Source organism: Providencia hangzhouensis, assembly GCF_029193595.2.
GTDB lineage: Bacteria > Pseudomonadota > Gammaproteobacteria > Enterobacterales > Enterobacteriaceae > Providencia > Providencia hangzhouensis.
Map to the genome: position 1 here is coordinate 3759360 of NZ_CP135052.1, position 25634 is coordinate 3784993.

Annotated in this window: 22 protein-coding genes; 4 read left to right on the top strand and 18 right to left on the bottom strand. The window is 41.6% G+C overall.

The window, feature by feature from the left end; genetic code table 11:
• Nucleotides 1–254: 254 nt before the first annotated feature.
• On the bottom strand, nt 255–1385 hold the full coding sequence (locus PZ638_RS17165; RefSeq protein ID WP_094961481.1) for a hypothetical protein: 1131 nt from the start codon (nt 1383–1385) through the stop codon (nt 255–257).
• Complete coding sequence (locus PZ638_RS17170) at nt 1382–2635, bottom strand: hypothetical protein (RefSeq protein WP_242439594.1); 1254 nt, start codon at nt 2633–2635, stop codon at nt 1382–1384. The genes PZ638_RS17165 and PZ638_RS17170 overlap by 4 nt, the downstream gene beginning before the upstream one ends.
• Before the next feature lie 276 nt (nt 2636–2911).
• Here PZ638_RS17170 and PZ638_RS17175 point away from each other — a divergent pair, with 276 nt between their 5' ends.
• Nucleotides 2912–3625 carry a UTRA domain-containing protein gene (locus PZ638_RS17175; protein WP_004258469.1) on the top strand — a complete coding sequence of 238 codons (714 nt, stop codon included), beginning with the start codon at nt 2912–2914 and terminating at the stop codon, nt 3623–3625.
• A gap of 88 nt (nt 3626–3713) precedes the next feature.
• Here PZ638_RS17175 and PZ638_RS17180 read toward each other — a convergent pair whose 3' ends face one another.
• The 7 genes from PZ638_RS17180 to hutU all read right to left on the bottom strand — a co-directional run bounded on the left by PZ638_RS17180 (nt 3714) and on the right by hutU (nt 13042).
• The gene (locus tag PZ638_RS17180) at nt 3714–5396 is read right to left on the bottom strand and encodes an electron transfer flavoprotein-ubiquinone oxidoreductase (RefSeq protein ID WP_206277784.1); all 1683 of its coding nucleotides are present in this window, start codon (nt 5394–5396) and stop codon (nt 3714–3716) included.
• An 11-nt stretch (nt 5397–5407) separates the two neighbouring features.
• A complete protein-coding gene (locus PZ638_RS17185; RefSeq protein WP_144139727.1) occupies nt 5408–6358 on the bottom strand; it encodes an electron transfer flavoprotein subunit alpha/FixB family protein in 951 nt (316 codons plus the stop codon).
• 15 nt (nt 6359–6373) lie between these two features.
• Nucleotides 6374–7129, bottom strand: a complete 756-nt coding sequence (locus tag PZ638_RS17190; RefSeq protein WP_094961478.1) for an electron transfer flavoprotein subunit beta/FixA family protein — start codon at nt 7127–7129, stop codon at nt 6374–6376.
• Nucleotides 7130–7281: 152 nt separating this feature from the next.
• Nucleotides 7282–8721 (bottom strand): purine-cytosine permease family protein, encoded by a 1440-nt coding sequence (locus PZ638_RS17195; protein ID WP_096864389.1) that lies wholly within the window; start codon nt 8719–8721, stop codon nt 7282–7284.
• Between the two features lie 275 nt (nt 8722–8996).
• Entirely contained in the window at nt 8997–10136 is a 1140-nt protein-coding gene (locus PZ638_RS17200) for an acyl-CoA dehydrogenase family protein (protein WP_094961476.1), read from the bottom strand.
• Nucleotides 10133–11317 carry a CaiB/BaiF CoA transferase family protein gene (locus PZ638_RS17205; protein WP_094961475.1) on the bottom strand — a complete coding sequence of 395 codons (1185 nt, stop codon included), beginning with the start codon at nt 11315–11317 and terminating at the stop codon, nt 10133–10135. Before PZ638_RS17205 ends, PZ638_RS17200 begins: the two co-directional genes overlap by 4 nt.
• A gap of 57 nt (nt 11318–11374) precedes the next feature.
• Nucleotides 11375–13042, bottom strand: a complete 1668-nt coding sequence (hutU, locus tag PZ638_RS17210) for a urocanate hydratase (RefSeq protein WP_112307611.1) — start codon at nt 13040–13042, stop codon at nt 11375–11377.
• 497 nt (nt 13043–13539) lie between these two features.
• Between hutU and PZ638_RS17215 the strand changes: the two genes are divergently transcribed.
• Nucleotides 13540–14430 carry a hypothetical protein gene (locus PZ638_RS17215; protein WP_112307612.1) on the top strand — a complete coding sequence of 297 codons (891 nt, stop codon included), beginning with the start codon at nt 13540–13542 and terminating at the stop codon, nt 14428–14430.
• Between the two features lie 198 nt (nt 14431–14628).
• Here the strand turns inward: PZ638_RS17215 and livF are convergent, their stop codons facing one another.
• The 5 genes from livF to PZ638_RS17240 form a co-directional block, all read right to left on the bottom strand.
• On the bottom strand, nt 14629–15330 hold the full coding sequence (gene livF, locus PZ638_RS17220; protein ID WP_094961472.1) for a high-affinity branched-chain amino acid ABC transporter ATP-binding protein LivF: 702 nt from the start codon (nt 15328–15330) through the stop codon (nt 14629–14631).
• Complete coding sequence (livG, locus tag PZ638_RS17225; protein ID WP_004258513.1) at nt 15330–16109, bottom strand: high-affinity branched-chain amino acid ABC transporter ATP-binding protein LivG; 780 nt, start codon at nt 16107–16109, stop codon at nt 15330–15332. The genes livF and livG overlap by 1 nt, the downstream gene beginning before the upstream one ends.
• Entirely contained in the window at nt 16106–17377 is a 1272-nt protein-coding gene (locus PZ638_RS17230) for a high-affinity branched-chain amino acid ABC transporter permease LivM (protein ID WP_094961471.1), read from the bottom strand. The genes livG and PZ638_RS17230 overlap by 4 nt, the downstream gene beginning before the upstream one ends.
• Nucleotides 17374–18300, bottom strand: coding sequence for a high-affinity branched-chain amino acid ABC transporter permease LivH (livH, locus tag PZ638_RS17235; protein ID WP_004258523.1), 927 nt, complete (start codon nt 18298–18300; stop codon nt 17374–17376). The genes PZ638_RS17230 and livH overlap by 4 nt, the downstream gene beginning before the upstream one ends.
• A gap of 102 nt (nt 18301–18402) precedes the next feature.
• Nucleotides 18403–19512 carry a branched-chain amino acid ABC transporter substrate-binding protein gene (locus tag PZ638_RS17240; protein ID WP_004908157.1) on the bottom strand — a complete coding sequence of 370 codons (1110 nt, stop codon included), beginning with the start codon at nt 19510–19512 and terminating at the stop codon, nt 18403–18405.
• Nucleotides 19513–19891: 379 nt separating this feature from the next.
• Between PZ638_RS17240 and panM the strand changes: the two genes are divergently transcribed.
• Both panM and gloA2 read left to right on the top strand, forming a co-directional pair.
• Nucleotides 19892–20305, top strand: a complete 414-nt coding sequence (panM, locus tag PZ638_RS17245; protein ID WP_004258529.1) for an aspartate 1-decarboxylase autocleavage activator PanM — start codon at nt 19892–19894, stop codon at nt 20303–20305.
• The gene (gene gloA2, locus PZ638_RS17250) at nt 20292–20678 is read left to right on the top strand and encodes an SMU1112c/YaeR family gloxylase I-like metalloprotein (RefSeq protein ID WP_004258531.1); all 387 of its coding nucleotides are present in this window, start codon (nt 20292–20294) and stop codon (nt 20676–20678) included. The genes panM and gloA2 overlap by 14 nt, the downstream gene beginning before the upstream one ends.
• 109 nt (nt 20679–20787) lie before the next feature.
• Here the strand turns inward: gloA2 and rpoH are convergent, their stop codons facing one another.
• From rpoH to ftsY, 4 genes are all read right to left on the bottom strand, one after another.
• Entirely contained in the window at nt 20788–21666 is an 879-nt protein-coding gene (gene rpoH, locus PZ638_RS17255; protein ID WP_004258535.1) for an RNA polymerase sigma factor RpoH, read from the bottom strand.
• Nucleotides 21667–21923: 257 nt separating this feature from the next.
• Nucleotides 21924–22901 (bottom strand): permease-like cell division protein FtsX, encoded by a 978-nt coding sequence (gene ftsX / locus PZ638_RS17260; protein WP_004258540.1) that lies wholly within the window; start codon nt 22899–22901, stop codon nt 21924–21926.
• Nucleotides 22894–23559: a cell division ATP-binding protein FtsE gene (gene ftsE, locus PZ638_RS17265; RefSeq protein ID WP_004258545.1), complete on the bottom strand. Its 666-nt coding sequence runs from the start codon at nt 23557–23559 to the stop codon at nt 22894–22896. The genes ftsX and ftsE overlap by 8 nt, the downstream gene beginning before the upstream one ends.
• 6 nt (nt 23560–23565) lie before the next feature.
• Complete coding sequence (ftsY, locus tag PZ638_RS17270; RefSeq protein WP_206277521.1) at nt 23566–25500, bottom strand: signal recognition particle-docking protein FtsY; 1935 nt, start codon at nt 25498–25500, stop codon at nt 23566–23568.
• Between the last annotated feature and the right edge of the window lie 134 nt (nt 25501–25634).

Below are 25634 nucleotides of genomic sequence, written 5' to 3' on the forward strand. Positions count from 1 at the left end.
TACTATATATTATTAACTACATTTCTTTTATTTTTATTATATATTTCTAATTATACAACTTACTTCCATATAATGAGTTAAAATCGTTTAATTTTTATCTATTTTTAGTCTATCATTAAAACGTACTCTTCCTCTCCTTAAACTGCAAACTATACCTATTTTAGTATTAGCTTAACCTTTAAATAACAATAACAAAAAAGATAGGGAAAACCCTATCCTTATTGAATGAGAACACACTAAATCATCTTTACGCATCAATGCAATGATTGATAAGAAACTTGTGCTCCTTTAGTCAGCGCACTTTCATTTGAATAAGTACTTTCTATTTCAATCAAGGATTGGTCCGCCATATTGTATATTTTGTTATACAAAGGAAACTGAGGACGATAACGGATCTCTTTCGTGGCAAAATCCATCATTAAATATTGTTGCGAACCTCTAACTATATTCGAAACAATTAAACCTTGATTGCCGACTTCTAAGCTGTTCATGTGGTTATAACCGCTTTCTGCCATCACCTCAAAATTACCATTAGTATGAAATTGCATCAAAGAAAATAAGCGACGTGAGGGCTCTTGAGCAACCACAAAAATATCACCATTACGATTTTGTGCTGATTCATTGATCCTGACAGGCAGCCATTTACTGCTAATAACCTGTTTTGTTGGGATATCCATAATAACTTCTAATGATCCCATTTGGTTGCCATAGCTATACCACATCACTATTTTATCTCGATATGTTGCATAAGAAAAATTTGAATTTCCTTCAATTTCTTCAGGATATAATGACTTGGCTAAATCACGAACATTCATAAAATGTTCCCATGTCATTCCTTTATCAGCGCTGATAAAAATATTTTCATTATCCGCAACAACATAGAAAGGAGAGCTTTTAGATAAGTAGATTTTTCCCATAATCAACGTTGAAAATAGCTTGCCAGTTTTTTTACTCCAAGGTGTAAATTCACTCACTGAAAAATCAGTTAAGTTAATTTTTTGATAGCCATCACTGAACATCATTAAACATTGTTTTCTTTCACAGACTGCATTATAAAAACTTTGATCGCTATAAGTAATAAAATGCACGCCATTATTATCTGCAAATAAAATCTGGTTATCATATTCACTTGAAGGCATATAAGTATTATAAGACGAGTAATAATAATTAGAGCGGCCACTTTTTTGAGCTATAACTAACATCCCATTTTCTGCTGGAAATGTTGTTGCAAAATCATAACTACCAATCGGGAAGCTATTTTCATTGTGGTTTTTCCACTGCCAATCAACCGTACCAGTACGAATAAAAATAATAAAAGTGAAAGCGAGGCTTAATACAAACACCAAAGCCAAAAAGAGAAAACGTTTACTCAGAAATGGGTTCATGAGCGCACCTCCGTCACATAATCCGTTTGGCCATTCTTACGACGTAGATGCTTCAAAATATATTGCGCTTGATAATACCCATTTCCACGCTGAGATAATTTAAAATATATCGCCACGCACAAAGCAATAAGAAAACTGATACCGAATAAAATCGTTACTGCGAAACTGATAAATAGCACACCTGTATCCACAATATTAACCCAGTCCCAATAATCCCAATATCCACCTTTCTCTAGGGTTTCAGAAATTGATAACCCTCCGGCCATAAAGACAAAGAACATTAAAAGTAAGCAAATGACCCCCCACAGCCCGAAATAAAAACCTCGTTCTTGAGGAGCCCCCTTACCAATCAAGCTATAGGCAAGCCCGTCTTGGTGATTGTAAATACCAAAAATGACCTGCTCTTTTGAATGCGCTTGGATATTTTTATGAAAAACTTCAAGCTCATCACCTTGAGCAATAAATAGATTGTGGTTGTTGAATAAGGGTTCATTTGCTGAAATTAGAACATCCATATGGCTTTTATTAATCTGCAAACCAACATGATTGAGCTTTTGTTCTGCATCCCCCGTAGCAACTGTTAAGCTGAGGGTTGATGTAATATTAACCTTCCCACGGGTGACGAGTAATGACGCTTTATCACGATAGTTATCTGCTGATTTACGTAATTTATTGGCTTTATTTTTTAAGCTTTTAATTCCTAAAATTTCAATTTGTTGCTCTTGTTCACTCTTTTGATATTGCCCATCAATAACTAAATCCAACGCTTTTAAAATTGATTTTCGTTTTGGACTTAAAATATGCTTAGTCTCGGCCAGTGCAAGAGCAAACAAAACTATTCCACCAAAGGCAGCACAACCTAAAAGTGAGACTAAGATAATCATTAAGAAGCTATCATCTGCATTAATAAAACAGTAATACACTGCAGGTATCAGGGCCATTAAGGCTAACGAAATTAAATACTGTTTTCCTAGTGAGCGATTAAAACTAATGGTTCTATCTGGCTCAAGTCGACCATGCTTTTCATGGTAAACCCACTCAGCCCAATAACTGCCATCATTCATCTCTTCTGCACAAATAACCAAGGTATCGCCTTGTTGTAAGCGTTCTAAAAAAATTTCACTATTTGAAAAATCACCTTGATTAAAGAAAAATACTTTTTGGGAGGCAATCAATCTTACCATTCCCATTGGGCTGACATTTTGATAGTCACATTGAGTAAGACTGACATGGAAATATTGAACTCGCATGAATAAATGCCTATTTCGCTAAGTAAATTTAACATTATGATAATAAATAAAGGTATATAGCCCTAGTAAAACTTACCTTATAATTAAATAATTCAGATAAGGACGAGCACCTTAAACAGCTATTTAACTCAGGTTAATCATTAGAAATAGGTATCTCCTACTAGCAAAGCCAGTAATTACTGATAAACTTGCATTCAATACAAAGTTTGTGAGTGAAATGTGGCAATAAAACAATGTTACCACTCCTTCCTTTAACAATAATTTTGAATAACAGCGATGACATTACAACCTGCATATAAGCAAATTCAGTCTTACATTTTACGCAGTATTGATTTAGGTATTTTTAAGCCTGAAACACAAATACCGACAGAATTAGAGCTATGTGCTCAATTCAATGTAAGCCGTATGACCGTGAATAAAGCCATTTCAGAGTTAAGTCAAAAAGGGATCCTACATCGTATTGCGGGCAAAGGCACATTTGTCGCCACTCAAAAACATGAGCTCCCCGTAACAAAAGCGTTTGATATTTTTGATGAGATCTCAACAAGTGGTAATAAATATAGCGGCCACCAGCTGCAACTAAAGATTATTCCCGCATCAGCAGAAATTGCACTACAGCTCGGGATTAGTGAAGGAAGTGATGTGGGCTATTGTAAAGTACTACATTTTGAAAACGATATTCCTTTAATGTTAGAAGAACGCTATGTTAACCACGCCATTGTGCCCGACTTTGTTAAGCAAAAATATGGTGACACTGAAACTCCTAGCGGTTATTTGCAACGCCATTTTCCTGTCAGTGAAATGGAACATACCATTGAAGCTGCATTAGCCACAAAATCTATTGCTCAATCATTATCAATTAAAGAAAACTCACCTTGCTTACAACTTAGCCGTCGCACTTGGACAGGTAACACTCTAATTAGCTATGTTAATATGATCACAGCTGGCTCGCGTTACAAATTAAAATTACATTCTCGAATTGAGAATTAATGCAAAAATAAAAAAATGGGGCAAAATTGCCCCAAAGCGACTGATAAAACAAAAATATCAAGCACAACTACATCACAATAAATTCGTTTTACATTCCTTGATAAATAGGCCCTTCCCCTCCTTGGGGAGCAGTCCAGGTGATATTTTGTAACGGATCTTTAATGTCACAAGCCTTACAATGCAGGCAGTTTTGCGCATTAATTTGCAGTTTTTCCTCGCTTTTATTCCCTACAATTTCATAAACTCCCGCGGGGCAATAACGCGTCTCGGGCGCAGCATATTTCATTAAATTAACTTGGATAGGGACATTAATATCAGCCAGTTTTAAATGGCAGGGTTGTTCTTCTTCATGGTTAGTATTCGATAAAAATACGGAAGAAGACTTATCAAACGTTAATTTACCATCGGGTTTTGGGTAATCTATCGGTGTAAAACCCTTGGCTTCCTTTATTCCTTCATGATCCGATTGTTTTAATTTCAACGTCCACGGGGTACGCCCCTTAAATAACAGTTGTTCTGCACCAAATAGCATTGAACCAACCACTAGCCCTTTTTTCATATAGGGCTTAAAATTGCGTGTTTGATAAAGCTCTTGATATAACCAGCTCTCTTCAAATAGCTGGCGAAATTGCTTTTTAAACTGTAAATAATCAACCATTCCATTCTGGTTAGCACTGAACCAAGCTTCTGCTGCTAATAACCCACTTTTCACCGCACAATGGGTGCCTTTAATTCGGGCTGCATTAAGAAAACCTGCATCATCACCAATTAACACACCTCCGGGAAAGCTTAGTTCAGGTAACGCGGCTAACCCACCCGCCACCATCGTTCTAGCACCATAGCTGATCCGTTCTCCACCCGATAAGAAATCACTAAAAGCAGGATGGGTTTTTAAGCGTTGAAACTCATCAAACGGTGATAAATACGGATTTTCATAATTTAACCCGACCACCAAACCCACTGCGACTAAGTTATCCCCATAATGGTAAGCAAAGCCACCACCATAGGTGTGGTTATCTAGCGGCCAGCCAACGGAATGGACAACTAACCCTGCTTGATGTTGCTCTTTTGGAATTTGCCAAATTTCCTTGATCCCCAAACCATAGGTTTGTTTACCGCTCTCTGTGGCTAAATTAAAATGATTTATCAATTGCTTACCTAGCTGACCACGGCATCCTTCCGCAAAAAAGGTCATTTTTGCCAGTAAATTCATACCCGGTTGGTACATCTGTGTTGGGTTGCCTAATTTATCAAGCCCCATATCTCCAGTTGTGACGCCTATCACTTGGTTTTTATCATCAAATAACACCTCCGTGGCAGCAAAACCGGCAAAGACATCAACACCTAATTCTTCTGCCTCCGCGGCTAGTGCAGCACTTATCTCCCCTAAGCTACCAATGAAATTATCATTGTTTTTCAAACAGTTTGGCAATAAAGAGAGGGGTAAATGACTCGCTTTGTTTTCTTTTAGCCATAAAAAACGGTCATGACTTACAGGTGTTAAAGAAGCCGAAACCTTTTGCTGCCAATCTGGTAGCAATTCATCGAGAGCACGTGGGTCTATCACTGCACCAGATAAAATATGAGCTCCTATCTGTGCACCTTTATCAATTAAACAAACCGAAATTTCTGTTCCTTTCTTTGCCGCTAGCTGCTTTAAACGTATTGCTGCAGATAACCCCGCGGGCCCACCACCGACAATCAGGACATCGAACTCCATCGATTCCCGCTCGGGAGCCTCGTTTATTTTCTCAATATTGTCGATAGCCATGAGCCCCTCCATTACGCCAATGCTTTGTCAAATTCAGGTAAGATCTCAAACAGATCGCCAACAATGCCATAATCCGCAACTTGGAAAATCGGTGCCTCAGGATCACTATTGATAGCAACGATCACTTTGCTTTCTTTCATTCCTGCAACATGCTGAATTGCCCCCGAAATTCCTACAGCTATGTACAAATCAGGTGCGACAATTTTCCCTGTTTGTCCTACTTGGTAGTCATTTGGCACAAAACCAGCGTCTACCGCAGCACGTGAAGCCCCAACCGCAGCTCCTAGCTTGTCAGCTATCGTTTCCAATAACGCAAAATTTTCACCTGAGCTCAAGCCTCTCCCGCCTGAAATAACCACTTTTGCAGAGCTCAATTCCGCACGGCTAACTTGAGTTAAAGATTGGCTTTTTAATTGACTACGCAGCAGTATATCGGCAAGGGAAACTTTCTCTATTTCAGCACTATTTTGCGTTTCATATCCCCCTGAAAATGCCGAACTACGCACCGTAATGACCACTTTCTGGCCATTGTTTTGTACCGTTGCTAACGCATTCCCTGCATAAATAGGTCTAATAAAAGTTTGTGAATCAATAACTTGAGTAATATCTGAAACTTGTGCGATCCCTAACTTTGCAGCAACCCGTGGGGCAATATTTTTACCAAATGTCGTCGCTGGAAACAGTAAATGAGTATATTCTCCTGCAATATTCACCACCGCATGAGCCATCGGTTCTGCAAGTTGGTTTTTAAGGTTATCTGATTGTATTTCTAGGACTTTACTCACGCCTTTTATACTCGCAGCTAGCTGAGCGACCAATTCTGTCTCACCTCCTGCAACTAATAAGTGCAAATGGCCACCTGCGGTGAGAAGTTGTTCTGCAGCGTTAATACTATGATAAGTAGAGGTTTTTATTGTTTGATTATCATGCTCGACAACCACTAATACAGATATTTGGCTCATAGGTATTTTCCTCGATTAAATCACTTCTTTCGCTTGTAATGCACTGACTAGCTCTGTCGCACTGCTTAGCAATGTACATTGCCCCGCTCGTTTTTTGGGTTCTGAGACACTAAGTGTTTTAATTTGCCCTAATGGGGTAAAATCCATATCAGTAATATCGATAATATCTAACGTTTTTTTCTTCGCTTTCATGATATTAGGTAAAGTTGCATAACGAGGTTCATTGAGCCGTAAGTCTGTTGTGATGACCGCTGGCAATGGCATTTCTAACGTTTCTAAACCACCGTCAATTTCCCTCGTAACTTGCAGTGATTGCCCTTCAAGCTTAACTTGAGAAGCAAATGTCGCTTGCGGGTAATCCAATAATGCGCTGAGCATTTGGCCTATTTGATTGCAATCATCATCAATAGCTTGTTTGCCTAATAAAATAAGATCTGGCTGTTCCCTTTCTACGATTTGTTGAAGTAAACGCGCTATATCCAGTGGCTCTAGTGTTAACTCCCCAGATCTTTGTACTAAAATCCCACGATCAGCGCCAATCGCCATCGCACTACGTAATGTTTCTTGATAACCAATGTCACCGATGGAAACCGCAATCACTTCTGTTGCTTTTCCCGCCTCTTTTAAACGCACAGCTTCTTCGACGGCAATTTCATCAAATGGGTTAATTGCCATTTTGACATTCGCCAATTCAACCCCTGAACCATCGGCTTTTACTCTTATTTTGACGTTATGGTCTATCACTCGCTTCACTGCGACTAAAATTTTCATAGCAACTCCTATCCCAATTCTTCAACGATTGGTGGGTATGGTAATGTTCTAAAACCGTTTTTTAGGTTGAGAGAAACCGTAACAGTGATAGTTACACTGCTACTGGCTATCTCAATTTTTACGCTTTTTAATGCTAGTTTTTTATGAAATGGTTATTTTGTTGTCGGTAATATCAACCGATCTGCGACTGACATAGGCCATTTTTTAATCGCAACATAGTAAAGAATACTTGTTGCTACTAAGCCAACAATCCATGAAATATCGACACCACCGAGTTTTTCGACTAAAGGCCCGGTATAAAAACCTGTTGATATAAATGGTAATTGTATTAATACACCGGCAATGTAAGTGAATATCCCGACTTTATTCCAACGCCCATAGCGGCCATTTGGGTTTGCAAGTTCGGGAACGTCGTAGCGACCTTTAGTGACCCAATAGTAGTCAACTAAGTTAATTGCACTCCAAGGGGTAAAGAATGCAAGTAAAAACAATAAGAAAGCAGAGAAGAGTTTTAAAAATGAGTGCTGGCCCGCTAACCCAAGTAGTGTTGAAAAACTGACCATTAGAATAATAAAGAACAACCTTTGGCCACGAGAAATTTGGCTTTTCCCACGGAAACCACACCAAATCGCAGCCATAGACATAAAGCTACCATAGGCATTCAATGCAGTTATTGTCACTTTCCCATAGAAAATACTGATATACAGCAACGCCGCGATTAAACCTGTACTGCCTAAGCCCACAATATACGAGACTTCATTACCGGCAAACTTATTACCAGCAAGCGCTGCGGCAAAAACCCCTAAAATCATTGAGGCTTGCGTACCAATTACTGTGCCTGAACCCACAGCCAAGAAGGCTTTAATTGTCGGGGTTTTAGTCGGTAAATAACGAGAATAGTCAGCAACATAAGGCCCAAATGCAATTTGCCAAGAAGCAGACAGTGACATCGCTAATAAAAAGTTCGTCCAGCTAAAATGGCGATTTTCCAGTAATACCGAAACATCATTCATATAAAACAGACGGAAAAATAGATAAAAGAACGTAATCACGCCGATAACGCTCGCTACTTTCCCTAAAATATGGATGATGCGATAACCACAAATTGTAATGCCGATAATCACCACACCAAAAATAATAATTCCAACCCAATCAGTCACATGTAACAACTGACCAACCGCTTGCCCTGCCAGCACGGTACCACTAGCAGAAAACCCGACATACATCATGCAAACTAATAAAATAGGGATGACGGCACCGTATACGCCAAACTGTACACGACTCGAGATCATTTGTGGTAACCCCAATTTCGGCCCTTGCACCGCATGCAAGGCCATCACCGCGCCACCTAATAATTGGCCAATAAACAAGCCAATTAATGACCAGAATACATCTCCGCCAAGCACGACTGCCAAGGCCCCCGTTACAATTGCCGTTATTTGCAAATTAGAACCGAACCAAAGTGTGAATTGGCTCGATAAAGTGCCATGGCGCTCGGACTCTGGAATGTAATCGATGGAACGCGCTTCGATTAAGGGTACATTCTCCTGCCGGTTTTTTTGCCCTGTAGCGATGTCGTTTGAAACTGTCATGGTAACTCCTCTTTAAGCAAGGCTGGCTTAAAGAATGAACCAATTAATCGTAATGGAACCGCAATAACTACAATTGTAAGGTACAGTTATTAAGCATTACGCTGGGTGATGTTTTATCTGTTATTCACCCTGAATAACTAATTGAAATACATTCTTAAACCTGATTGTTGTTGTGTTTTTAATTCCATGATCCTGTTGTCAGGTAGTGCTTCCTATGGTGCTCCATAAACCAGTAAACGCCTGTCCCGCTTACTCGGCTCAATACTTAAAATAACTTAGTGGGCGTCTAAAACGGCACGTGAAATAATAATTTTTTGTATTTCTGATGTCCCTTCAAAAATCCGTAAAATCCGTGCGTCACGCACATAACGTTCAAGAGGGAGGTCACGAATATAGCCGTAGCCGCCATGAAGCTGTAAAGCCGCATCCGTTACAAAACCCGCACACTCAGCAGCAAACAATTTCGCCGTCGCGGATTGCAAACTAAAACGCTCCCCTGAATCACGTAATTCCGCAGCTTGCCAGGTCAACATACGAGCCGCCTCCAATTGCGTGTGCATATCCGCAATACGCCATTGAGTTCCTTGGTATGCAGCTAAGGGTTTTTTACCAATTTGGCGTTCTTTTACCCAGCCTAAAGCACTTTCCATCGCGGCTCGAGCAATACCTAGTGACGTTGCAGCCACTTCAACACGCCCTTTATCTAAAACTTCCATGGCGGTGTGGAACCCTTTATTTTCCTCTCCCAGTAATGCAGATTCAGGTAGCCAACAATTCAATGCTAATTCATAAATGGTGCTACCCCGTAACCCCATCGTTTTTTCAGGTTGAGAAAATGCCACACCTTCAGTGCCTTTAGGGATCATAAATGCACTGATGCCACGGGCTCCCGCTTCAACATCGGTTTTAGCATATAACACAATAAAATCAGCCTCTTTGGCGTTTGTGATATAGTGTTTATTTCCTCGAATACGCCATCCGCCATTTTCACGTACAGCCACAGTACGCATATCCGCAGGGTTAGAGCCCGCAGCCGGCTCAGTTAAGCCGAATGCACCTAATAATTCCCCAGCAGCGGCTTTTGGTAACCAATGATTTTTTTGCTCTTCTGTCCCACCAATTAAAATTGAATCTGTCGCCAAAAAATGTGCCGTTAGAGCCGATGACGTCGATGCACAAGCTGCTGCGACAGCTTCCACGACCTGGCTCATCGCCACACTACCAATACCAAAACCACCATACTGTTCAGGTAAATTAATTCCCCAACAGCCCATTTCCCCTAGCGCTTGTAAACTTTCAGCACAAAAGGTTTCGGTTTCATCGTATCTTTGTGCATTCGGCTGTAAAATGTCATGGCAAACTTTTTCTACCGCATCTACAACCGCTTGTTCCGTTTCATTAATATCAAAACTCATTGCATCGTCTCCGCATTTTTAATTGTTGTTTTCGCTGGTTTATAAGCTAAGTTTGCCTCACCTAATTTCGGGGCACGGCGGGTCGAATGAGGTTTCTTTCCATTAAAAAAAACCGGTTGAGAAACCAATGGTGTTCCTCCATCATTCAGGTACGTCAGTACTTGCCTCACTTCGGCGTGTTCGCTTTGTGTGGCTTGGTGTAAATTATGAATTGGTGAAGCAGGAACGCCCGCGTTTAATAATATGTCACATACCTCTTCAACCGTTTTTTGGCGTGTCCAACTTTCGATTTCTTTTCTAAGTTCAGCTTGATACTGCGTTCGGCTTGGGTCATCACCGTAGCGCGGATCGTGGCATAACTGAGGTTTTTCCATACATTCGCAAAAGCGTTGAAATAGTTTTTCACTCGCAATTGCGATAACGACTAAACCGTCTTTTGCCTGATAGGTATCGAATGGCGTGGATACTGGGTGGCGGTTCCCCACTAAGCTCGGGGCCTTATCATTTGCAAATAAGTTTGAAAGCCCAGTTAACTGCATGCTCAATAAGACATCTACCATCGCCACATCAATATACTGTGCCGCTTCGCCATGACGCTCTCTCGCAAATAGCGCACTACTTATCGCCCATGACGCAAACATCCCTGCACACACATCGCCAATTGACTCACCGCTACGTGTTGGCCCTGTTTCTGGGAAACCAGTGACACTCATTAGGCCTGACATCGCTTGTGCCACAATGTCATAAGCCGGGTAACTGGCAAGTGGGCTGTTTTGCCCGAACCCTGAAATACTGGCGTAAATTAATTTAGGGTTGTGCTGCTTTAAGCTCTCAAAATCGATACCAAGTCGTTGAGTCACACCAGGGCGAAAGTTTTCAACCACCACATCACTTTCTTTAACTAATTGAAATAAAATCGCTCGGTCTTCATCCGCTTTAAGATCCAATTCAATACTGCGTTTACCTCGGTTAATCAAACCGTAGTAAACACTTTCGCCATCAATAAATGGCCCTAAATGGCGGCTGTCATCACCGTGGTTGGGCACTTCAATTTTGATCACTTCAGCACCAAGATCGGCCATCATACCGGTGCAATAAGGACCTGCTAACACACGGCTTAAATCGATCACTTTGATCCCCGCCAGTGGCCCTTGTCTTTTCTGAGTTAACACAGCATTCATACTGAATTCCTTATATTCCAGAAGGATGCCGACCCATTAAGCAGCCGGCAAAGGACATTACTTCACCATCGGCAAGTTCAAGCCTTGCTCTTTCGCACAGTTAATGGCGATGTCATAACCTGCATCTGCATGGCGCATAACGCCCGTTGCAGGGTCATTATGTAAAACGCGCGCTAAACGTTTATCAGCAGCGTCCGTTCCATCACATACAATGACGACACCTGAATGCTGTGAGAAGCCCATGCCAACACCACCACCATGATGTAAACTAACCCATGTTGCACCACCAGCGGTATTTAACAGTGCGTTCAATAAAGGCCAGTCTGATACGGCATCAGAGCCATCTTTCATGGATTCCGTTTCACGGTGTGGACTCGCAACAGAGCCTGAATCTAAGTGATCACGACCAATGACAACAGGGCCTTTTAATTCACCACTTTTCACCATTTCGTTGAAAGCACGGCCTAATCTTTCTCTGTCTTTTAAACCGACCCAGCAAATACGAGCAGGAAGCCCTTGGAATGCGATACGTTCACGTGCCATATCGAGCCAATTATGTAAGTGTTTGTCATCTGGTAATAATTCTTTTACTTTTTGGTCTGTTTTATAGATATCTTCTGGGTCACCTGATAACGCGACCCAACGGAATGGTCCAACACCTTCACAAAATAGCGGGCGAATATAAGCAGGAACAAAACCTGGGAAATCAAAGGCATTGCTAATCCCTTCATCTTTTGCCATTTGGCGAATATTGTTGCCGTAGTCAAAAGCTGCTGAGCCACGTTTTTGCATCGTTAGCATCGCATCTACTTGTACTGCCATGCTTTTTTTCGCAGCTTTGGTCACTTCAGCAGGGGCAGTTTGTTGTTTTTCACGCCATTGGGCGAGTGTCCAGCCCTGTGGTAAGTAGCCATGTACTGGGTCATGAGCACTCGTTTGGTCGGTCACTGAATCAGGGGTGATATTGCGTTTCACCAATTCACTGTAAACATCAGCCGCATTACCTAATAGCCCAACAGAAACGGGTTGGCCATTGGCTTTGGCATCGTCGATATATTGCAATGCTTCATCAAGAGAAGTCGCTTTTTTGTCTACATAACGGGTTCTTAGACGAAAATCGATACGGCTTTCATCACACTCGACCGCTATCATGCTAAAACCTGCCATAGTTGCTGCTAATGGCTGTGCTCCTCCCATCCCTCCAAGGCCACCGGTTAAGATCCAGCGCCCTGCGGCGTTGCCATTAAAGTGCTGTTTAGCAAGTGAAACAAAGGTTTCATAGGTGCCTTGAACGATCCCTTGAGAACCAATATAGATCCAAGAACCTGCCGTCATTTGGCCATACATCATTAAGCCTTTGCGATCTAACTCATTAAAGTGATCCCAATTCGCCCAGTGAGGAACAATATTTGAGTTCGCGATCAACACACGCGGAGCATCTGGATGGGTAGGGAACACACCAACAGGCTTACCTGATTGCACGAGTAATGTTTGGTCATCTTCCAATGTGGTCAGCACATCTAAAATTTTGTCATAACATTCCCAGTCACGTGCCGCACGGCCGATGCCGCCATAGACCACTAAGCTTTGAGGGTGCTCAGCAACATCTGGGTCTAAATTATTTTGGATCATGCGGTATACCGCTTCTGTCAGCCAGCTTTTACAGGTTTTCTCACTGCCACGTGGTGCGCGGATCACTCGAGTTGAGTCAGTACGATTTAACATGGTTGTATCCCCTATCATCCATTTTTAATTAACTTTAAATTAACAATTTTGTTTGTAATAATCTGCGAGATACCCAGTTAGTGGCGATGCACGTGCGTCTTCAAACTAATTAATTGATTATAAATCAACAGATTATTTTTATATCAACTTGCTCGAGATTATCTATTCATTGAGAGTATTTATCGATGATTTAAATATATATACATTTACTTCACAAAGTATATACATTTAAATTTGAAATTTTGTAGGAAGTGTGAAGGTTGGAATACGAGGGAAGTTATACAACAACAAGTAGCTGTATGTTTCTAGAGGGAAAGTTGTATATACATTTGTTTTTGTGTATAGAAACAAGCAAATAACAAAATTGAGAGTCGCTTCACAGAACGTTGTAACGATGTATAGAAGTAGATGCGCTATTCATTAGCTATTCACGCTTCTTGCAATTATTTCTTCTAAAAACAGGTTATTTTTCCTCCTGTTTAAAATTGGAGAATTTTATGAGCATCGACATTGCTAATTTTTTTAATCGGGTAAGAAATTATTTTATCCCTAACAGCAAGAGAAACCTTGATATCACAAAAATAAATAAAACTCAGTTATCACTTCCTGCTTCAAAATTTAATTCTATACCTAAAGTTATTAATACCGAAGAAGAGGCTATTCAGTTTGCTGAAACTCATTATTTCTTACCTGAAAATTTCATACATAGAAAAGGGTGTGATACCTCACTAAATAATTTAACAACAGATAATCAACGAGTTGAATTAAAAATCAAAAAAGATATAAATTCTTTTTTTAATTCAAAAATTAAAGATCACAGTGAGACATTAACAAAAGTAAACAATAATTTAATTCCCTCTAGTCAACCAACAAAAAAACATTCATCCTTAAATCAAATTGGCCTTGATATACCAAGAATGAATATTTTTGTTAAAAATAAAGATAATAATCCAACTAAACTACAATCCATAATTGATATTAATAAATACCTAGGAAAATTACCGCCTTCACATATATGCCATATTTGTAATATTGCAAATCAAGCCCATTTGGCAGAAGGCACTATTAAAGCCTCGGAAATGATAAGTAAAACCCAATCCGAATTTTTATTTCAAGATCATGGCAAATCATCAATCATGATTAATATTTTAGATAATAATAGCTATCAGGTAAAATCTGAAGGTTACTTTAATTTAATCAATACAAAAACTGGAAAAAAAGTTAATAATTCAGAGGTTATAGCAGAAACGACGACTCATTTTACATTTGATGAACAGGATAAGTTAATTGCTGAAAAACAGGACAAGTTAACACTAAAAATAAAAATTGAAACGAACCCACCACATCTATCACTCGATAGCATAGCCAATAGCAATTTAATGATTTAATAAATAATTCACGTTGTGGCTAGGCGGCAAAATGAGGATATCTCGGGGAGCATACACAAGTATGCGCCCCAAATAGCTGAATGAAGCCAACAACACCACAGCATGAAGTATGACGAAAATTGGGGAACATACATAAGTATCTGCCCCAACTAACCTAATGAAACCAACAACGCCATAACACGAAGTATGACGAAAATTTTAGCCGCCGAGATACGCGCTTCTAACCGCCTCATTGGCTAAAAGTGCTTTACCGCTGTCTTCTAACACAATATGCCCATTTTCCAACACATAACCACGGTCTGCGAGCTTCAACGCTTGGTTGGCGTTTTGTTCGACAAGGAAAATCGTCATTCCTTCTTCACGTAGCTGTTGGATTGTATCGAAAATTTGCATAATGATAATGGGGGCAAGGCCTAGGGATGGCTCATCAAGCAACAACAGCTCTGGCTGGCTCATTAAAGCACGGCCTATCGCTAGCATTTGTTGCTCACCACCTGACATCGTTCCTGAACGTTGACTTCGGCGCTCATACAGCCTTGGAAATAGCTTATAAACCCGCTCAATACGTTCTTGGTACTGCTGGCGATCAGCAAAAAAGCCCCCCATTGCGAGGTTTTCTTCCACAGTCATACGAGAAAATACACGCCGCCCTTCTGGTACTAGAGCAATGTCTTCACGCATAATTTTCGAAGTGGGCAATTGAGTGATATCCACGCCTCGGTAAATGACTTGGCCTTCCGATGCTCGCGGATCGCCACAAAGGGTACTGAGCAACGTTGTTTTCCCAGCGCCATTTGCTCCGATTAGCGTAACAATTTCGCCTTTTTGAATATTCAGGCTGATCTGATGCAGTGCCTGAATTTTTCCATAATGGGTAGAAACTTTTTTAAACTCTAGCATCAGTAAGCTTCCCCCAAATAGGCTTTTATCACATCTGGATGTTGGCGAATCTCACTCGGTGTGCCATTCGCCAATGGCGTTCCTTGATTCACGACATAAATACGATCTGAAATTCCCATGACTAATTTCATATCATGTTCAATTAATAGAATTGAAACATTATGATGAGTACGCAACTCAGCAATTAAGTCATCCAAATCATTGGTTTCTTTAGGGTTAAGGCCTGCCGCAGGTTCATCCAGCATTAAAATTTCAGGACGAGTGACCATACAGCGAGCAATTTCTAACCGACGCTGCTGACCATAGGCTAAATTACCCGCTTGGCGATTTGCAAAGGGGAGTAAATCAACACGCTCAAGCCATTTTACCGCATTATCAAGCGCTTCAGACTCTGCTCGACGAAATGCAGGGGTTTTCAATAACCCAGAAAAAATGCCACTTTTTAAATGTTGATGCTGCGCCACAAGTAAATTTTCAATCACCGTCATTTCTTTAAACAACCGCACATGCTGAAATGTTCGGATGACACCAAGGCGTGCAATCGCCTGCCCGGTCAGTCCCTCAAGATGTTTTTCTCGATATAAAATCGTGCCACTGGTCGGCTTATAAAAACCGGTTAAACAGTTAAAAATGGTGGTTTTACCCGCCCCATTTGGGCCAATCAGTGAGACGATTTCCCCTTGATTAATAGTTAACTCAACATTATTGACGGCAAGTAACCCACCAAAACGCATTGTTAAGCCATTCACTTGTAACAAAGGCGTGGTTATATGACTCATACGCCCTCCCCTTCTGGGACTTTTTTCACCTGCATTTGACGGCGTTTCATCGGTAATAGGCCTTGTGGTCGCCAGATCATCATCAGCACCATTAGCGCCCCTAATAGCAGCATGCTGTATTGGTTAAGGTCACGCATCATTTCCCGTGATACAACTAAGATAATTGCGGCTAAAATAACGGAGGTTTGTGAACCCATTCCTCCTAAAACGACGATGGCTAACACAAATGCCGATTCCACAAAGGTAAAAGACTCTGGACTGATAAAACCTTGCCGTGCGGCAAATAACGTCCCTGCAAACCCTGCAAAGGCTGCACTGATAGTAAATGCGGTTAATTTTATTCGAGTTGGACTTAACCCTAATGAGCGGCAGGCAATTTCATCTTCGCGTAATGCTTCCCACGCACGACCTAATGGCATACGCAGTAACCGATTGATAACAAATAAGGTTAAAACCACTAATAGTAAAGCGACAAAATACAGGAAGATAATTCGGTCACCTGGGCTGTAATCTAAGCCGAAAAAGTTATGGAAGGTGTCCCAACCCTCTTTCGCGGTACGGCTAAATTCCAAGCCAAAAAACGTCGGTTTCGGTAATTGGCTGATCCCATTTGGCCCACCCGTGATTTCGGTATTATTCAGTAATAAAATACGAACAATCTCCCCAAAGCCAAGCGTCACTATGGCAAGATAGTCACCACGTAACCTTAGCACAGGGAACCCTAGTAAAAAGCCCGCTAACGCAGCGGTTAAACCTGCAATCGGTAAACTTTCCCAGAACCCAAAACCATAATAATGATTTAATAAACCAAAAGTATAAGCTCCGATGGCATAAAAACCGGCATACCCAAGAACCAGTAATCCTGATAACCCGACAACCACATTTAGCCCTAAGCCTAGCATCACATAAATTAATGTTAGGGTGGCAATATCCACGCTTCCGCGAGAAACAATAAATGGCCAAATAATGGCAGCAATAATAATTATAACCGCAAGGATTTTTTGCTTGGTTGTCGAACCATCAAAATCAGGAATAGCCCACGCCTTCTTAGGAACCCCTTGCCAAACTTTACTCAACGTTGGGCGAACCAATTGATAAACAAAGATCACCACAATGCCAGCAATGATCCAGTTCCAACGCACAGAATCCCCAACTGTCACGATCAGTTTTGTGCCATCGAGCGCAAGTTGCAAGCCCATCATAAACAGCGCCAGCACGAAGAAAGTCGAGGAAGCAACAACGGCATTAATCCAATTTTCTTTTCTCATACTTTTTCGACCTCCGGGCGTCCCAGAATGCCGGTTGGCATGATTAATAACACACCTATCAATAAACCAAATGATACAACATCTTTATATTCTGTACTTAAATATGCAGAGGTCATTGCTTCTGCAACGCCTAAGATTAACCCGCCTAACATAGCACCCGGAATACTCCCAATTCCCCCTAGAACTGCCGCGGTAAATGCTTTCATTCCTGCCATAAAGCCAATATATGGGTTAATCACACCATAAAATTGCCCCAGCAGTACACCAGCTACAGCAGCCATTGCCGCACCGATAACGAAGGTCAATGAAATAACTCGATCGGTATTAATACCTAATAAGCTGGCCATTTTAAGATCTTCCGCACAGGCTCGGCAGGCTCTTCCCATCTTTGAATAGCGAATAAATAGCGTCAAAGCTAACATCGCAAGCACGGTAACCACCCAGATGGTCAATTGCATCTTAGTCACCGTGGCTTCAAAACCATCGCTTTCACCTAGAACCCATTGCCCTGTGATCAAACTGGGTAGAGCTAAATCACGCGAACCTTGTGACAGGCTGACGTAGTTTTGTAGGAAAATAGACATCCCGATCGCAGAGATCAACGCAATCAAACGCTTAGAATGTCGAACTGGCCGATAAGCAACGCGTTCAATACTCCAACCATAGGCGCTAGAGACCACGATTGCCGCAATGAAGGCCGCAGCAACCAAGATCCAGCCGATATCGATCCCAAGCATCATTAAGCCTGCGATCACAATAAAAGAGACATAGCTACCTATCATGTACACTTCGCCGTGGGCAAAGTTAATCATCCCAATGATGCCATATACCATCGTATAGCCGATAGCTATCAATGCATAGGTACTGCCAAGGGTTAAACCATTCAGAAGTTGCTGAATAAAATAGAGAATTTGATCTGACATAAGACTATCCTTTCGAACTACTTGTCCTATATAGAGAGCAGAAGCCGGAAGCAAGTTACTCACTTCCGGTTCTTATTCACTATGCTGGAACACTGCTGAGTACTATTTTACAGAGGTGGATGTCCCATCTTTGTGCCACTCAAATACACCGAACTCAAACCCTTTCAGGTCACCGTTTGGCTGCCAGCTTAATGTTCCCATGACCGTTTCGACCGGGTTTGCTTTCAAGTCTTTCACTAAATCTTCAGGCTCGATGCTGCCAGTACGCTCCATTGCCGTCGTTAAACCTTGGATAGCAGCATAAGTTGTCCAAACAAATGGCCCTGTTGGGTCTTCTTTCTTCGCTTTGATGGCATCAACAATCGGTTGGTTAGTCGCGACCTGGTCATAGCGTTTTGGTAAAGTTACCAGCATGCCTTCCGAAGCATCACCTGCAATATTCGATAATGAAGAGTTACCGACGCCTTCAGGCCCCATAAAGCGAATATTCAAGCCAGCTTGTTTAGCTTGGCGTAAGATTTGCCCCATTTCTGGGTAATATCCCCCAAAGTAAACAAAATCCACATTCTCTTTTTTCAATTTTGCGACTAAAGCAGAGAAGTCTTTGTCACCCGCTGTTACCCCTTCAAACATCACTTCTTTAACGCCGGCTTTATTGAGGCTTTCGCGTACAGAACGTGCTAAACCTTCCCCATATTGTTGTTTGTCGTGAACAACAGCAATACGGGTTGGCTTGATATCTTCCATAATAAATTTAGCGGCTGTTGGTCCTTGGTCTGAATCCAAACCTGTTGTACGCAACACCATCTGGTAACCACGCGTGGTTAAATCCGCATTGGTTGCTGCCGGGGTGATCATAATGACGCCTTCATCTTCATAAATATCGGATGCAGGCTGTGTTGAAGAGGAACATAAATGCCCAATAACATGGCGGATACCATCGTTAATGACTTTGTTTGCTACCGCAACCGCTTGTTTTGGGTCGCAAGCATCATCATATTCGACTGCCACTAATGTGTTTCCATTAATGCCACCTTTAGCATTAATATCTGCAATCGCTTGGCGCGCACCTGTAAATTCCATATCACCATATTGAGCCACAGGCCCTGACATCGCGCCAACAACCGCTATTTTAATTTCCTTTGCCCATCCTGCTGAACTGAATGCCATCGCAATACAGCCCGCTAATAATGCTTTATTCATATTCTTCATTTTATCGTCCCCGTCTTCATGGTTCTGAGTGTTTGTGTTTGATTTATAGTAGATTATTATGGTTGACAGGTACAATGCCTGATATTTCAAAATACAGCGAATAAGGCTATATATTTCATAACATTAAACAAGATAATTATGCTAAATAGCAAATGGATATGGCAGGTTTTTACATTAGAAGCAGAATAAAAAACTGATGTGTTAAAGTAGGTTTTTTGTAAATACTAGTGTTATATTCGGGTTAAATTTAAATTAATCCGAGTGAAATTCGGAAAATTCAGTATCACCAAATTTTTCTCTCTAAAATCAAAAAATCGGTTGTAGATCACTCTGGCAGGATGAGTGACTGCAACTCTTACAGGGAAACAAACAAAATATCATGAGACTCACTATTATCCCGCTGGTCAATCCTACTGAGCAACAATATCTGGACTTACATAAAATCTGGCCTGACCAGAGCCCTTTTGAGCTAGCCAAAATGTGTAAAGCAGGTGAGCAATTTTATGCAGCTCGCTTTAATGACCGCCTTCTTGGCGCAGCAAAAATTACTGTGGATCATAGCACTGCCACTTTGTGGGATTTTTGTGTGCGAGAGGTCACTCGCCGACGAGGTGTAGGATCATATTTATTAGAAGAAATTTGCCAAACAATCCCTGATATTACACTATGGAAATTTGACATTAGTGGGGTTGCCCTGCAAGAAAAAGAAGCAATGCAGCTTTTCTTGTCGGCAAATGGCTTCAATGCCACCGCACAACCTGATATATGGGAAAAACAGCATGAAGTTAAATAAAATTCATCATGTTGCTATTATCGCATCCAATTTTGACGTCAGTAAGGATTTTTATTGCCGTATTTTGGGCTTAAATTTACTTGAAGAACATTACCGTCCAGCAAATAATTCGTGGAAAGCAGACTTAGCTTTTGGTGAGCATTACCAAATTGAGTTATTCAGTTTTGTTAATCCACCAGCGAGACTAAGTTACCCCGAAGCCACAGGGCTACGTCATTTAGCCTTCGGTGTCGATGATTTAGATAAATGGGTCGCTTATTTAACTGAACAAGGTGTGGCTTGTGAAGCAATACGGGTTGACCCCTACACGCAAAAGCGTTTTACATTTTTCACAGATCCAGATGGCTTACCGCTAGAGTTATACAGTGATTAATTGAACAATTAAAAATGTAAAAGTAGAAATGATTATCTGCATTTATCCACCTCTTAACAGGCAATAAATGCAGATAATTTTAGTGAGCAACGAATTAGCCAGTAATAAATTACATTTCGCTGTCTTCGTCTTCTTCCATCGCCAAACGTAACTTCTTCATGGCGTTCTTTTCAAGCTGACGAACGCGTTCTGCAGAAACGCCGTATTTATCAGCAAGTTCTTGCAACGTTGTTTTGTTGTCATCGTCTAACCAACGAGCTCGGATGATATCCTGACTACGCTCGTCCAAAGAGTCTAGTGCATCTGCTAAGCGATCAGTTGCATGGCTTTCCCAATTATCATCTTCAATTGAGCCAGCAAAGTCTGATGCTTTGTCTTGTAAGTATAAGACTGGGGCTACCGGACCACCAAAATCACTGCTGTCATCGTCATCTGACATATCAAATGCCATATCTTGTGCAGCCATACGTGATTCCATTTCACGCACATCTTTAGTACTTACCCCTAACTCTTGGGCAACCATATCGACTTCGTCCTGGTTAAACCAACCAAGACGTTTTTTATTCTTTCTTAAATTAAAGAATAACTTACGCTGCGATTTTGTCGTCGCGACTTTCACAATACGCCAGTTACGTAAAACGTATTCATGAATTTCAGCTTTGATCCAGTGAACCGCAAAGGAAACAAGGCGAACGCCAACTTCAGGATTGAAACGACGCACCGCTTTCATCAGGCCGATATTACCTTCCTGAATTAAATCAGCTTGCGGTAAACCATACCCTGCATAACTACGAGCAACATGAATAACAAAGCGCAAATGCGATAAGATCAGTTGCTTTGCAGCATCCAGATCACCATGGTAATGCAGCCGTTCAGCAAGTTCCTTTTCTTCCTCAGCGGTAAGCATCGGGTAAGAGTTAGCCGCCCGAACGTAGGCTTCAATACTCCCCTGTGGAACAAGAGCTAATGATTGCATGTCTTTGGTCATTCAGATCCTCAATAAAATAATAGAAAACAGATTAGTTTGTATTGATAACCGCATTGGTTAACCATGAGGCAAACACTTTTAGTCTACCAGTTTAACCGCGTTAAATAAATTATATACAAAATTTGTTAACAGTAGGTCAATGTAGGACAAAACAATTCAGACTAAGTTCATTTTTAACGCAAATTTGCAATGGAATCAAAGAGTCATGACATAATTAAATCATGACTCTTTAATAAAAATGATGAGAAAACAACTCGTTACTCAGGTGTAAAGTGTCGTAAATGTTGAAGTGTTGCTAACCATGCTGCTATCCAACCAACCATAGCCGATAACAATAGAATCAATAAAGACTCTTCCCATAACAACCCTTCAATCTGAAATTGTGTACCAAACACACTGGCTACTTTTGCAACACCGTCTGCTAACTGCCAAACAAGTAGAAAGGTCATAATCAAGGAAATAATGGCACCTAATGCGCCCAAGACAAGGCCACCATTTAAAAATGGCCTCATGATAAACCCATCGGTAGCACCAATTAACTTCATCACATTGATTGTATCACGGCGAGCAAAAATATTGAGCCGTACGCTATTTCCTATCACAAGGAACAGTGACACAATCATTAAAATCCCAATGACAGAAGCAACTTTCCCCACCAAACCTGTTAGTGCGGCTAACCGTGCAAACCAGCTATCATCCATGCGAACTTCTTCAATGCCATCGACTTGGCTAACCCTATCACGCAGTGTTGTTAATACATCAGAACCTTCAAAATCAATTTTAGGCGTAATTATAGCTACCGCAGGCAGTGGGTTCTCCTCTAGCATGTCGAGCGCAGTACTAAAACCAGACCAACTGCGAAACTCACTCATGGCTTGGTCACGTGAAAGATAATTCACATGGTCAACCCCATCAAGCGCTTGCAACTGCGTTACCACATTTTGCCCACCTTGTTCATCAAGAGATTTATCCAAATAAACAGTGAGTTGTGGTGTTGGGTACCATTGCTCCGCAGCTTGCGAAACATTTTTCCACACAATATAGCAAAGACTCGGTAACGTGAGTGAAATGGCAATAACCATGATAGTCAAAAAGGTGGCTAAAGGCTGTCTAAGCATATCAGCGAGCGCATTCAACCACGAATAACGCCACTGCTCTTTCCAACCGCCTTTTAATGCTTTACTTTTCGATTGCTTGGCTCGTTCCGGCTTACTTTTTCGGACATTCTTAGCCATGTTGACCTCCAAGCATACGGCCTTCACTTAATGTAAGAACACGGTAGTTACGGCGCTCAATCAATGCAATATCATGGGTTGCCATTAAAACGGTCACCCCTACACGGTTGAACTCTTCGAATAAACGCATTATCCCTTCTGACAATTCACCATCAAGGTTACCTGTTGGTTCATCCGCTAATAACATCGTTGGCTTATTCACTACCGCTCGGGCAATACCGACACGCTGTTGCTCCCCACCAGATAACTGAATTGGAAAGTTTTTAGCTTTGTCCAATAACCCGACTTTATCTAATGCCGCAGAAACTCGGCGACGAATATCTTCGGTACTGGCACCAGAAATGATTAGCGGCATTGCGACATTGTCATATACCGTTCGATCAAAAAGCAGGTGGTGATCCTGAAAAATCATCCCGATCTGCCGACGCAGAAACGGGATCTCTCGATTTTTCAAGCGGCTGATATCATGACCATTGAATAAAATATGACCCGCACTTGGGCGTTCAATACCACAAATCAGTTTAAGTAATGTACTTTTACCTGCGCCTGAATGGCCTGTTAGAAATGCCATTTCTCCAGGTTGAAGATGAAAATCAACCCCTTGGAGTGCTTGGCGGCCACCGCGATAAGCTTTACTAACGTGTTCAAAGCGAATCATCGAAAATTATTCCTCTCGGGCAAATAGAGCCTCGATAAAGTCATCTGCTTTAAATGGACGTAAATCTTCAATACCCTCACCAATACCAATATAACGAATTGGAATACCAAATTGGTCGGCAATAGAGAAAATTACGCCACCTTTTGCTGTGCCATCGAGTTTAGTCAATGTGATACCTGTTAGACCGACCGCATCATCAAAAAGTTTTGCCTGACTTACCGCATTTTGTCCAGTACTTGCATCTAGCGTTAACATAATTTCATGGGGAGCATTTTCATCGAGTTTTTTCATTACCCGAACAATTTTTTTCAACTCTTCCATCAAGTGCGATTTATTTTGTAAACGTCCAGCGGTATCTGCAATTAAAACATCAACCCCTTTCGCTTGTGCTGATTGAATTGCATCAAAAATAACAGATGCAGGGTCTGCACCAGTATGTTGGGCTACCACAGGGATCTTATTACGCTCACCCCATACTTGAAGTTGCTCAACGGCTGCTGCACGGAAAGTGTCCCCCGCGGCTAACATGACGCTTTTTCCTTCCGACTGATATTGACGTGCTAATTTACCAATTGTAGTCGTTTTCCCGACCCCATTAACACCAACCATAAGAATAACATAGGGTTTTTTATCTTCAATCACGAGTGGTTTATCCACTTTCGCTAAAATATCAGACATTTCCTCACGCAATTTGCCATATAACGCTTCTGCATCCTTGAGTTCTTTACGGCTTGCATGTGCCGTTAAGTTATCAATGATTTTACGAGTGGTATCAACCCCGACATCGGCAATCAATAGCTGTTCTTCTAGCTCTTCAAATAAGTCATCATCAATTTTTTTACCTGAAAACAGCCCAAAAAAACCTGAACCTAAATTCTGGCGAGTTTTTAATAACCCTTTCTTTAGCCTAGCAAAGAAACCTTCTTTTTTAGGTTTTTCTTGCTCTGTTGGTGAATTATTTTTTTCTTCTTCTAAACGTAAGCGCTCAGCTTCAGCTTCTTCCTCTGCAATTCTCGCTTCTTCTGCTGCTTGGTGCTCACGTTCCGCTTGTTCTTCGGCTAAACGGGCTTCTTCGGCTGCTTGACGTTCGCGTTCGGCTTGTTCTTCCGCTAAACGTGCTGCTTCTGCTGCTTGGCGCTCGCGTTCGGCTTGTTCTTCCGCTAAACGTGCCGCTTCTGCTGCTTGGCGCTCGCGTTCAGCCTGTTCTTCGGCTAAGCGTGCCGCTTCTGCTGCTTGGCGCTCGCGTTCAGCCTGTTCTTCGGCTAAGCGTGCCGCTTCTGCTGCTTGGCGTTCGCGTTCTGCTTGTTCTTCGGCTAAACGTGCCGCTTCTGCTGCTTGGCGTTCACGTTCCGCTTGTTCTTCGGCTAAACGTGCGACTTCTGCTGCTTGGCGCTCACGTTCCGCGTGTTCTTCGGCTGCTTGAATGACAGCTAACTCCGCCTGACGGCGTTGCTCTTCGGCCTCCTCTGCCGCTTGAATCGCAGCTAGCTCAAGCTGACGCTGACGTTCCATTTCTTCTTCAGCAATACGCATTGCTTCAGCTTCTTGACGCTCACGCTCAGCTTTTTCTTCCGCTAGTTTTTTCTCTTGGGCTTCCTGACGCGCTTGTTCTGCTTGCTCTTGGGCGGCTTGGAGTTCTGCTAGTTTCGCTTCTCGCTCACGTTCTGCTTGCTCTGTTGCTGCCTCAATCTCAGCTTGCTGTGCTTCATACTGACGTTCAGCTTCGTCTTCAGCGGCTTTAATCGCGGCTTGCTCTGCTTGATGTTGGCGTTCTACTTCGGCTGTTGCGGCATCTACCGCAGCTTCATGGGTTGATTGTTTTTCAACGTCCTTGATTATATCATTATCATTCTGTTGAGCTTCTTGTTGCTGGGTTTCTTCTTCATTTTTACGCCCAAACCCCAACCATGAGAAAAAACCTTTTTTCTTGTCTTTAGCCATTTGCCACTACACTCCTCGCGGTAAAAATATGGCACTCGATAATCAAATCGCAATAAAATTATATGCAGTCTACCATTTCATCGCTCAGCAACACATATCTGAAAGAAAAATCCTGCCAATTTAATCTGAATTTT